We start from the raw sequence: 10,787 nt of genomic DNA on the forward strand, positions 1-10,787 counted from the left end.
ACCTGGTTGCGGGGGCGGCTCCGGCAGGGGCCGGGCGAGTGGCGCAGCGCTCACCCCCGGTCGCGCGGCGCGGGCTCCTCCTCGTCCGGTTCGGCGTCGAACTCGTCCGCCTCGACCTCGGTTTCGGCGTCGCTTTCCGCCCGGGCGTGCGGGATTTCGGCGATCAGGTCGTCGAGATCGGTGTAGTCGAAGTCCTCGTCCGGGTCCTCGGTCTCCGGGTCTGGATCGATGTCCTCGTCGTCGAACGCGTCGGTGGCGAAGGCCGCCAGCGCCGGGTCGTCCGGTTCCTCCGCGCCGCCCAGCCAGGTCATCGCCAGCGCCGGGATCGCCAGCCAGCACAGCGTGGCCACCGCCAGGGTCACCGGGTGGAACGAGACGTCGCCGATCGGGCCGTTGCCGAGACGGCCGCCGGCGACCGCCGCCAGGACCAGCACCGCCAGCGCCGCCACGCCCGCCGCGACCAGCACCACGACGAGACGCCGCATCAGCGGGCCGGGGACGCGGCGCGCGACCAGGCCCACGAACATCCCGACCAGCAGCGGGAGCAGCAGCACCGCCGACCACCACACCGCCGGGCCGTCGTCGGGCAGCACCGCCAGCAGCGGCAGGTCCGGCAGCGGACCCGGCGCGTGCTCCAGCGGCTGGACCGTCTGGGAACCGAGCGAGAAGCCGCTGCCCGCAGCGAACGACCAGCCCGCCAGGACCGCGTTGGGCAGGTACAGCAGCGACAGGACGGTGGCGCCGACGGCATCACCCGCGCCGCCCATCCGCGCCATCGACGCCGCCATGTCCGGCGCCGCGAGCGCGATCGCGGCCAGCAGCACGAACGCCCCGGTCGCGACGACCGTGGCGATCGTCAGCAGGCCGATCCGCAGCCCGGTCCACACGTAGGCGTCGGTGCGCTCCCACAGCAGGTAGAACAGGCCGCAGCGGTTGGCGACCCCGGCGGTCGCGGCGATCGCGGCGGTCAGGCCGCAGCTCAGGAACGCCTCGACCGGGACCGCGCTGAACGGGCCGCCGAGCAGCATCGCGAACAGCGCGCCGACGCACGCGTGCACCAGCGCCATCGTCGCGATCACCGGCCACGCCTGGTCCGGGCGGCGCAGCCGGCAGCGGCGGGCGACGAACGCCGACGCCGCCGCGACCAGCAGCACCACGCCGATCGTGGGCAGCATCGGCAGCACGCTCAGCGGCGCACCGGAGATCACCAGCGGCGACTGGTACAGCATCAGCCAGCCGGGCAGCGCGGCCGTCAGGATCATCAGCGGGTCGAAGCTCGTGCCGCTGGCGATGCCGACCACCAGCGCCAGCAGCGCGGCGACGGAGAGGAAACCGATCAGCGGCACCGCGCCGACGACGGCGATGAACAGCCACCGGCGCAGACCCGGTTTCCGGTCGGAATGGCCGGCGGCCACGGCATGGGGGATCGGATCCAGCGCAGACACGAGCCCGAATGTCGCACCACCGCTGCGCCGAACGGCCTCGAACACGCCAGCGCATCCGCCCATCGGGGGATGCCGGGGTCCGGGAGCAGGACAGTTTTAGTGAAAACTGTCCATGATCAACATCCGTTTTGTCCGGACAGTTTTGACTAAAACTGTCCCCTCCCCAAGTTCCCTCCCACCGGGACCACGCGCCTTGAGCCCCCTGGCACCGGGCCCAGGCACCGGGCCCGGATACCGGGTGTCCCGAGTGTCGGGTTGGTGGTTAGAAGGTGGGTGGGGTGGCGTTGGGGTGGGGCATCTGGCGGGTGCCCTGGGGGCCGCCGTTGTCCTGGTCGGGCTTCGGTTGCTGCTGGTTCTGGGGCTGGGCGTTCTGGCCTTGACCGGGCTGACCCTGTCCTGGCTGGCCCTGGCCCGGCTGGCCCTGACTCGGCTGCGCGTTCTGGCCCTGGCCCGGTTGTCCCTGTCCCTGACCCGGCTGGCCCTGGCCCTGGATGGGCTGGCCCTGCCCCTGGCCCGGTTGGGCTTGGGCTGGTGAGCCGGGGTGGCCGTTCTGCGGGAGGGGGCCGGAGGTGGGGCGGACCTGGTGCGGGCCGCTGTTGTCCGGGTTGGGGGCGGCGAAGCCGTCGGAGGACGGGTTGCGGCCGTCCGGCTGCGGGCCGGAGGGGCCGCCGGCGGCCGGGTTCCACGGCGGCTGCCCGCCGAACTGACCTGCTGGCTGACCTGCGGGCTGCTGGCCCTGCGGGTTCCAGCCGGGGCCGGGCCGCGAGGGGCCGGGACGGCCCTGCGAGAACGGCGGACGGCCGTAGGGCTGCGGGCCGGTGCCCGGGTGCGAGCCGCCGGGCTTGGCTCCGGGCTTGATCACGCCGCCCTCGATGAGCAGCACCCCCAGCACGGCGGCCAGTTGCGCGAGCGCCAGCACCATCAGCAGCGGGACCAGGCCCGACGCGGTGTTGCGGATGACGTCCTGCAGCAGCGCCAGCGCCGCGTAGGCCGTCAGCGGGACGCCGACGAACAGCGCGTCCGGCGTCTTCGGCAGGAACCGCATGCCCGCGAGCGCGGCGGTGGAGATCAGGCCGACACCGGCCATGCTGCCCATCAGGGCACCGACCCCGTCGTCGAAGAAGCCGAGCAGGTAGCCGACAGCACCGGCACCGCCCGCCACCATCACGAGGACTTCTTTCAGCTCGAACGATCGGCGTTCACCGGTGCTCGGCTGTTGCGGATACGGGGCGGACATGGCTGTCTCGGACTCCTCGAAGGCACTCGATCGGGCGTGCTGATCGACGGTACCGAATCCCCGCCCAGGCGGGGCGGCCCGCCTGGACACCCCCGAACGCGTTCGGGGCCGGGTTCCCGCGGTGGGAACCCGGCCCCGAAACGATCGAGGTCGAAAGGCGTCAGCCCTTGACGATCTCGCGCATCAGCTTGGCGGTCTCGCTCGGCGTCTTGCCGACCTTCACGCCCGCGGCCTCCAGGGCCTCCTTCTTCGCCGAGGCGGTGCCCGACGAACCGGAGACGATGGCGCCCGCGTGACCCATGGTCTTGCCCTCCGGCGCGGTGAAGCCCGCGACGTAGCCGACCACCGGCTTGGTGATGTTGGCCTTGATGTAGTCGGCCGCGCGCTCCTCGGCGTCGCCACCGATCTCACCGATCATCACGATGGCCTCGGTCTCCGGGTCCTCCTCGAAGGCCTGGAGCGCGTCGATGTGGGTGGTGCCGATGATCGGGTCACCACCGATGCCGACGGCGCTGGAGAAACCGATGTCCCGCAGCTCGTACATCATCTGGTAGGTCAGCGTGCCCGACTTGGACACCAGACCGATCTTGCCCGGGCCGGTGATGTCGGCCGGGATGATGCCGGCGTTGGACTTGCCGGGCGAGATGATGCCGGGGCAGTTCGGCCCGATGATCCGGGTCTTGTTGCCCGTGGCGTTGGCGTGCGCCCAGAAGTAGGCCGAGTCGTGCACCGGGATGCCCTCGGTGATGACCACGGCCAGGCCGATCTCGGCGTCGATCGCCTCGATCACGGCGTCCTTGGCGAACTTCGGCGGCACGAAGACGACCGACACGTCGGCGCCGGTCTCCTTCATCGCCTCCTGAACGCTGCCGAAGACCGTGAGCTCCTTGCCCTCGATCTCGACGGTCTGCCCGGCCTTGCGGGCGTTGACACCGCCGACGATGTTGGTGCCGGAGCGCAGCATGCGGGCGGTGTGCTTGGTGCCCTCAGAGCCGGTGATGCCCTGAACGATCACCTTGCTGTTCTCGTTGAGGAAGATAGCCATGATCGCCTCACGCCCCCGCAGCCAGCTCGGCGGCCTTGTCGGCCGCACCGTCCATCGTGTCCACGACCGTGACCAGCGGGTGGTTGGCCTCGGCCAGGATCCGGCGTCCCTCGTCGACGTTGTTGCCGTCGAGACGCACGATCAGCGGCTTGGTGGCCTCGTCGCCGAGGATCTTCAGCGCCTGCACGATGCCGTTGGCCACGGCGTCGCAGGCGGTGATGCCACCGAAGACGTTGACGAACACAGACTTCACGTCCTGGTCGCCCAGGATGACGTCCAGTCCCGCGGCCATGACCTCGGCGGAGGCGCCGCCGCCGATGTCGAGGAAGTTCGCCGGCTTCACGTTGCCGTGGTTCTCACCGGCGTAGGCCACGACGTCCAGCGTGGACATGACCAGACCGGCACCGTTACCGATGATGCCGACCTCGCCGTCCAGCTTGACGTAGTTGAGGCCCTTCTCCTTGGCCTTGGCCTCGAGCGGGTTCTCCGCGGCCTTGTCCACCAGCTCTTCCTGCTTGGCCTGGCGGAACGACGCGTTCTCGTCGAGGGTGACCTTGCCGTCGAGGGCGATGACCTTGCCCTCGGGGTCCTTCACCAGCGGGTTGACCTCCACCAGAGTGGCGTCTTCGGCGACGAAGGTCTCCCACAGCTTCACGATCACGTCGGCGACCTGGTCGGCGACCTCGGCCGGGAACTTGGCGGCGGAGACGATCTCCTTCGCCTTGTCCTGGTCGACGCCCTCGATCGGGTCGATCGCGATCTTGGCCAGGGCCTCGGGCTTGGTGGCCGCGACCTCTTCGATCTCCATGCCGCCCTCGACCGAGGCCATCGCGAGGAAGTTGCGATTGGCGCGGTCGAGCAAGAAGGAGAAGTAGTACTCCTCGGCGATGTCGGAAGCGGAGGTCACCAGCACCTTGTTGGTGATGTGGCCCTTGATGTCCAGACCGAGGATGGCCTCGGCCTTGGTCTGGGCCTCATCCGCGGACTCGGCCAGCTTCACGCCGCCGGCCTTACCGCGGCCACCGGTCTTGACCTGGGCCTTGATGACTACGGGCCCGCCGAGTTCTTCGGCGACTGCCTTGGCCCCTTGCGGGTCTGTCGCCACGGCGCCGGGCAGCGTCGGCACGCCGTGGGAGGCGAAGAGCTCCTTCGCCTGGTACTCGTACAGGTCCACTCGACTCTCCTGCGACGTCGGTGTCGGACTCGGTGACGATATCGACCTGCGATGACGCATGGGGCGGCGCACCTGGTGAACTGCCTCACCTGAGGTAGGGCGTCAAGCCTGGATCGACCCGTCCAACACGGGAATTCGCCGGTTTCGGCAGGAGCGATATCTGCGTTCGCGTGACGAACGGAACAGGCGCCGTGACGGCGCGCAGCCAGTCTCGGGCACCGCGTGGGGTCCCACAAGACGTCCGGGAGGGTGAACTCAGCTGCGCGGTTCGGCGGTGGTGCGGGCCGCGAGGGCGGTGCCGAGCAGCACCACCGCGCACCCGATCGCGCACCACAGGCCCAGCCCCGGGGCGGCGCCGGGCAGCCGCCCGGCGGTCAGCGGGAACTCCAGCGCGCGCACCGCGACCAGCAGCGCCGCACCGCACAGCAGCGCGGCCGCCGGGCCCGGACGGCACATCGGCGCCAGCACGGTCGCGCCGACGACGGCGGCCAGCGCCAGCACCAGGCCCCACGAGGTGGTGCCGAAGTCGGTGAACACGCCGGGAGCGCTGTAGTCGGGCGCGGTGAGCACCGGCAGGCTGAACGCCCCGGCGCCGAGCACCAGCGCGACCAGCGACGGGACCAGCACCAGGCGGCGCATCGCCATCTCGGTGAGGTCGACGTCGTCGCGCTCGACGGCCCCGGCCAGCGCGGCGAGCACCGCCGCGACGGCCGCCAGCAGCACCGACAGCCCGGCGGCCCAGGCACCCAGGCCCGCTCCGGCCCCGGCCACCTGCACCGCGGTGAACACCGCGTCCAGCGAGCCGGCCGCGGCCAGCGGCACCACCGCCCACAGCACGGTCAGCACCGGGCGCAGCGTCAGCGCGAGCTTCGGCAGCAGCATCCCGGCACCCACCAGGACCAGCAGGATCCCGGCCGGCAGCAGCACGCGGGCCGGGTACTCGGAGGGGTCGCGCAGCCCGTAGGGCATGGCGACGTGCGGGGTCAGCGCCGCGAGCACCGCGACCGCCCCGGCCAGCAGCGCGAACACCCCGGCGAGGGTGAGCAGCCTGGTCAGCGCGGGCAGCCGCAGGTCGTCGACGTCCTCGGCCGGTTCGCCGCGCCCGGCGCGCACCGCCAGCACCAGCAGCGCGGCGGCGGCCAGCAGACCCAGCAGCGGGCCCCAGGCGAAGGTGATCACGTCGAGCACCAGCACCGACACCAGCGGCGGCACGGACACCGCGATCAGCGAGAACGCGACGCCGAGCAGGCCGCCGCGGGCGAACTCCGCGTCGGTGGAACCGGCGAGCAGACCGGCGGCGCAGGGCACCGCGACGGCCAGCAGCGCGCTGCCGATCAGCACCGGCAGCGGCCCGTCGAGGGCGGTCTCGGCGGGCAGGTACGGGTCGTCGGAGGAGAACGGGGCCATCAGCACCGCGACCGCGCCGAGCACGCCCGCGCACAGCGCCATCGCCAGCAGGCCCTGGCGGTGCGACCCGGCGCCGGACTCGCGGGTGCCCCAGGTGCCGAGCACGCCCGCGACCAGCACGAGCAGGTGCCCGGCGGCCAGCAGCCACCAGCCGAGGCCGGGTTCGAAGTTGAGCAGGGAGGTGGCGCGCAGCAGTTCCGGGCGCGCGGCCATGCCCGCGTCGGCGGCGAACTGGACGTCCTGGCCGAGCCTGCCCGGCGCGAAGGCGGCCGGGCCGACCAGCAGCGCGGCGGCCACGACCGGGCGGCCGCGCCGGGCGAACACCGCGGCCAGCACCGGGGCGATCAGCCCGAGCACCAGCAGCAGCGGCCAGGCCGGGTAGGCGGCGGGGACGGCCGGGCTGGTCAGCCCGAGCAGCGGTCCGAGGCCGGTGAGCGCGGCGCCGAGCAGGGCGAGCCCGATCGCGGCGCGCAGGCGAGCCGGCGTGCCGAGCGTTGGCTGCGGGTTCGTGGCCGGGGCCGAAGCCGAGGCAGACGAACCGGACGGGAGGTCAGGCCGCGCAGTCACCGGCCAGACGCTAGCAACCGGGTGACCGTTTCCGGACACCACCCGCAGCCCCACCTCGGGGTCGCCGCGTCCCGACACGCCCGGGCAGCACCCGAACGGAGCATCTTCGGCTCGCCGACAAGACGCTCTTGGGGTGTGACGTGTCGCACAGCGCAGTGCCCCCGCGTGTCCGAATCGGTTCCGAGAACGAGGCCGACTGGGCCGATCGGAACCCCCGCCGCTGATCACGAACCCGCAGGTGGCTCCGCTGAGCGACGACCACGCGCAGTATCCGGACGGGGCTGACAATCCGCCCCGCGACGGGTATTTCGAACACGGGCGGTCGCCGACGCGTCACAGATCGGGTGTTGCCCCTAGGGGATCGGCTTCGCTACTGTCCCCCGGTCCGTTGTCACGGTCTGATCACGAAGGACAACCTTCGGCCGGTTCCCCGACCGGCACCCGGAAATTCCCCGTTCCGGGCCCGCGCGATCAGGCTCCCCGAGACGGAAGGGCAGGCATTGGCTCACCACCGCTCCCCCGGCGGCGAACGACCCTTTCCCGGTCACCCGGAGGCGTCCCCCGACGACCCCTCCAGTGCTCGGAATCGGGGCCGGGGTGCATCGACAGCTTCGGTCTGGCGCGGTCGCGTCGTCGTCGCCGCGGTAGCGGCGGGCGCGTTCGCAGCGGCAGGCCAGTCGCTGGCAGCGGGCGAGGGAAACGCCTCCCCCGACAGCGATGACTTCAACGCCTCCGACGCCGCGGGGTCGTTCAACACCGCGATGGCCGAGGACGGCTCGGCATCCCCCACCTACAACGGGATGGGCGGCAGCGCTCCCGCGCCCGCCATGCTCCCGGTCGCCAAGACCTCCGACGTCAGCTCCGAGATGGAGAAGCTGACCAAGAGCGAGCGGATCACCGAAGCGCGCGAGGCCGCCCGCCGCGCCGCCGAGGAAGCCGCCCGGCAGCCGAAGTACCACGTGCCCGCGCTGGGCAACTTCACCTCCGGCTTCGGCGGTCGCTGGGGCACCACCCACTACGGCATCGACATCGCCAACTCCAAGGGCACCCCGATCATGTCGGTCGCCGACGGCGTCGTCATCGAAGCCGGCCCGGCCAGCGGTTTCGGCCTGTGGGTCCGGGTTCAGCACGACGACGGCACGATCACCGTCTACGGCCACGTCAACACGATCACCGCGGACGAGGGCGACCGGGTCAAGGCGGGCGACCAGATCGCGACCATGGGCAACCGCGGCTTCTCCACCGGCACCCACCTGCACTTCGAGGTGTGGAACTCGTCCGGGAAGAAGATCAACCCGCTCCCGTGGATGCGCGAGCGCGGCATCTCCCCGACCTGATCGACTCCCGGTCTGATCGACTCCTGAGCGGTTCGGCGACCATCCCGCGGTCGCCGAACCGCTTTTTCGCGCGCGTGCACCGCGGTTCTGAAGGTGCGCGAGTGCGCGTGCGGACAGTTTTAGTGAAAACTGTCCCGACATTTCGGACACCGATGCCCGACAGTTCTCACTAAAACTGTCCCCTGGCGAGGCATGCACCCCGCGGAACCACCGCACCCGGGTTCAGGGACACCGGGGTGAGGTTCGGGAGACGGGGTGAGGTTCGGGAGTCGGGGTGGGGCTCGGGTTTTGGGGTGAGGGTCAGGCGGCGGAGGGGGCCCAGGCTTCTTGGAAGGAGCGGCGGGCTCGGTGGAGGCGGGAGCGGACCGTGCCCACCGGGAGGTGGAGCGTCTCGGCCATCTCCTCCTCGTTGAGCCCCCAGGCGCGCAGGGTCAGGACCTCGCGGTGCGGTGTGGACAGACGTTCCAGGACGTCGTTGATGTGCACGCCTTCCAGCGGATTCGCCTCGTGGCGGGCCTCCACCGACGAGCACGTCGCGGCGTCGTTGAGCCGCTTGACCGTGCGGACCGCTTCGCGGACCGTGACCGAGCGGACCCAGCCGTAGAAGGCGGCGGGCTCGCGGACGGTCGTCAGCCCCCGGTAGATCGCCAGCAGCGCTTCCTGCATCGCGTCCGAGCTGTGGTACCGGGCGACCGACGCGCACACCCGGGCCACGTAGGGCGTGATGTGCGTGAGCAGTTCGTTCATGGCCTGCCCGTCGCCGCCCTGGGCGCGGACGAGCAGGGCGGGGACGGGGTTCGGTTCGTGCGCGATCGTCATCTCGGAGGCTCGCTCCTCGGGTGGGACCGGTGGGGTGCGCTCAGGTGAGGAGTCCGCGCGGGGTCGGCAGCGACAGCAGCGCGGAGCGGAGGTCGTCGCGGAACGAGCGCATGAATTCCGCGCTGAAGCAGGCGGTGTGGTGCGGCAGCTCGACGGCGAGCCGCCCGTCGAAGGACACGACGCAGGCCATCAGCGGACTGCGGCCGGCCTGCGGGAAGTAGTGCTCGCGGCCGGGAACGAGGCGCACGTCGACCAGGTCCAGCCCGGCGGGCAGCCGGGGGCCGGGGACCTCGCCCATGTTCGTCGCGATCACCGTGGCCATCTGCAGCGCGGGGTGCTTCGGGACCTCGGGGGTGATGCGCATGTCGTGGAAGTGCTCACCGCGGGCGATGGCCGCGCGCAGGTGCGCGGTGGTCTCCCCGGCCAGCACGAGGGGGTCGGGGTTCGCGGCCACCGGCAGGGCGTGCAGGTGGGTGGCCACCGCGGCGACCATCTCGCTCGGCGGCACCGGCGGGCTGATGCGGGAGCGCAGATCGACCGGCGACAGGCAGCCGAGCACCCGGGGGTCGTCGCCGCCGAGGCGGGAGCGGGCGACCGACAGCAGCGCCGCTCCCATCAGCCCGTGCACCGAAACGCCTGCGCTGCGGGCGAATTCGCGCAGCGCGGCAGTGCGGTCGGCGTCGAGCAGCAGCCTGCGGACCTCGATGCGGCCGCCGCTGCGGGGCCCGTCGTAGGCGAGCAGCTCGACGGGGTCGCGCTGCACCTCGGCCAGGCGTCGCCGCAGGTGCTCGGCGACGGCGGTGTCGTCGGCGGGCGGCAGCAGTCCGCTGATCGGCGCGGGCCACCCGCGTTCGGCCGGTGCGGCCAGCGGGGCTCCGTCGGCGAGCGCGCGGTAGCGGTCCCAGACGGCGTTCTGCAGCGCGATCGCGCTGTGCCCGTCGATGACCGCGTGGTCGACCGAGATGACCAGCAGGTGGCGGCGTCCCACCGGATCGGAGGCGAGGGTGGCGCGCACCAGCGGGCCGCCGACCGGCAGCGGGTCGTTGAGCTCGTCGCCGTGCGCGGTGTCCACATCGGACCGGACCCGCAGCGCGGGGCGGTCCTGCGGGCCGAGGAGTTCGAAGGCGTGCCCGTCGCCGTCCGGGACGATCCGGGAGCGCAGCGTCGGGTGCTCGGTGATCACCTCGTCGAAGGCCCGCGCCAGCAGCGCCGCGTCGAGAGCGCCGCGCACCTCGCAGGAGAGCACGGCCCTGCTGCGCTGGCCGACGTAGAGGGTTTCCACCGGGCACAGTGCGCGTCGCATCGCTTCCGCCCTTTCCAGACGCCGCGATCCCCTTTTTCCCGGAGATCGGGGGCGTTCCTCAGCACGTGTTTTTCCCGCGCCTGAACTTCGCATCGGCAGGGTTGGGTCCAGAAAAGGCGCGAGGGCGATCGGAAATCAAGACATACGGGGCGGAAGCTAAGGGTTTCCCCAGACCGAGGCCCACCGGCGCGACCCGCCGCCACCAGCGCGGGAGCATCATCGACGCAGTTCACGAGCGCTGCACCGACGGCTGGTGCACGTCCGCGCCGCCCGCCCGAGCGGAACGGGAATGGGGTGGATCACGACCGCGAACGCGCATTCTAGGTGTTTTTCTAGAACGGACATTCCTCCCACGTTCTCCGGTCTTGACCGAGTTGGCCGCACTGGGGCAATGTGCTCCGCGCGGCGGGAGATCGCGATTCCCGCCGGACGCGCGAACGCATTTTCCCGAGC

Annotated in this window: 8 protein-coding genes; 1 reads left to right on the forward strand and 7 read right to left on the reverse strand. The window is 71.8% G+C overall.

Going from position 1 to position 10,787, the window contains the following annotated elements; translation table 11 throughout:
- Positions 1 to 50: 50 nt before the first annotated feature.
- From BM424_RS04980 to BM424_RS05000, 5 genes are all read right to left on the reverse strand, one after another.
- Positions 51 to 1,445, reverse strand: a complete 1,395-nt coding sequence (locus tag BM424_RS04980) for a cell division protein PerM (protein ID WP_139274003.1) — start codon at positions 1,443 to 1,445, stop codon at positions 51 to 53.
- A gap of 262 nt (positions 1,446 to 1,707) precedes the next feature.
- Positions 1,708 to 2,682 carry a DUF5336 domain-containing protein gene (locus BM424_RS04985; protein ID WP_093414004.1) on the reverse strand — a complete coding sequence of 325 codons (975 nt, stop codon included), beginning with the start codon at positions 2,680 to 2,682 and terminating at the stop codon, positions 1,708 to 1,710.
- Positions 2,683 to 2,842: 160 nt separating this feature from the next.
- Complete coding sequence (sucD, locus tag BM424_RS04990) at positions 2,843 to 3,727, reverse strand: succinate--CoA ligase subunit alpha (protein ID WP_093414005.1); 885 nt, start codon at positions 3,725 to 3,727, stop codon at positions 2,843 to 2,845.
- A gap of 7 nt (positions 3,728 to 3,734) precedes the next feature.
- On the reverse strand, positions 3,735 to 4,901 hold the full coding sequence (sucC, locus tag BM424_RS04995) for an ADP-forming succinate--CoA ligase subunit beta (RefSeq protein ID WP_093414007.1): 1,167 nt from the start codon (positions 4,899 to 4,901) through the stop codon (positions 3,735 to 3,737).
- A 255-nt stretch (positions 4,902 to 5,156) separates the two neighbouring features.
- Entirely contained in the window at positions 5,157 to 6,875 is a 1,719-nt protein-coding gene (locus BM424_RS05000; RefSeq protein WP_175547925.1) for a hypothetical protein, read from the reverse strand.
- 500 nt (positions 6,876 to 7,375) lie between these two features.
- On the opposite strand from BM424_RS05000, the gene BM424_RS05005 reads away from it, so the two are divergent.
- Positions 7,376 to 8,212 carry a M23 family metallopeptidase gene (locus BM424_RS05005; RefSeq protein WP_093414008.1) on the forward strand — a complete coding sequence of 279 codons (837 nt, stop codon included), beginning with the start codon at positions 7,376 to 7,378 and terminating at the stop codon, positions 8,210 to 8,212.
- Positions 8,213 to 8,512: 300 nt separating this feature from the next.
- Here BM424_RS05005 and BM424_RS29700 read toward each other — a convergent pair whose 3' ends face one another.
- Positions 8,513 to 9,031: an RNA polymerase sigma factor gene (locus BM424_RS29700; RefSeq protein ID WP_093414010.1), complete on the reverse strand. Its 519-nt coding sequence runs from the start codon at positions 9,029 to 9,031 to the stop codon at positions 8,513 to 8,515.
- A 40-nt stretch (positions 9,032 to 9,071) separates the two neighbouring features.
- Positions 9,072 to 10,334 (reverse strand): phthiocerol/phthiodiolone dimycocerosyl transferase family protein, encoded by a 1,263-nt coding sequence (locus tag BM424_RS05015; RefSeq protein ID WP_093414011.1) that lies wholly within the window; start codon positions 10,332 to 10,334, stop codon positions 9,072 to 9,074.
- Positions 10,335 to 10,787 lie beyond the last annotated feature (453 nt).

The organism is Saccharopolyspora flava, from assembly GCF_900116135.1.
Taxonomy (GTDB): domain Bacteria; phylum Actinomycetota; class Actinomycetes; order Mycobacteriales; family Pseudonocardiaceae; genus Saccharopolyspora; species Saccharopolyspora flava.

Excerpts from the sequence above, each read along its gene's own strand:
- BM424_RS29700 (WP_093414010.1), bottom strand. The coding sequence starts at position 9,031 with ATGACGATCGCGCACGAACCGAACCCCGTCCCCGCCCTGCTCGTCCGC.
- BM424_RS04985 (WP_093414004.1), bottom strand. The coding sequence starts at position 2,682 with ATGTCCGCCCCGTATCCGCAACAGCCGAGCACCGGTGAACGCCGATCG.
- BM424_RS05015 (WP_093414011.1), bottom strand. The coding sequence starts at position 10,334 with ATGCGACGCGCACTGTGCCCGGTGGAAACCCTCTACGTCGGCCAGCGC.
- sucD (WP_093414005.1), bottom strand. The coding sequence starts at position 3,727 with ATGGCTATCTTCCTCAACGAGAACAGCAAGGTGATCGTTCAGGGCATC.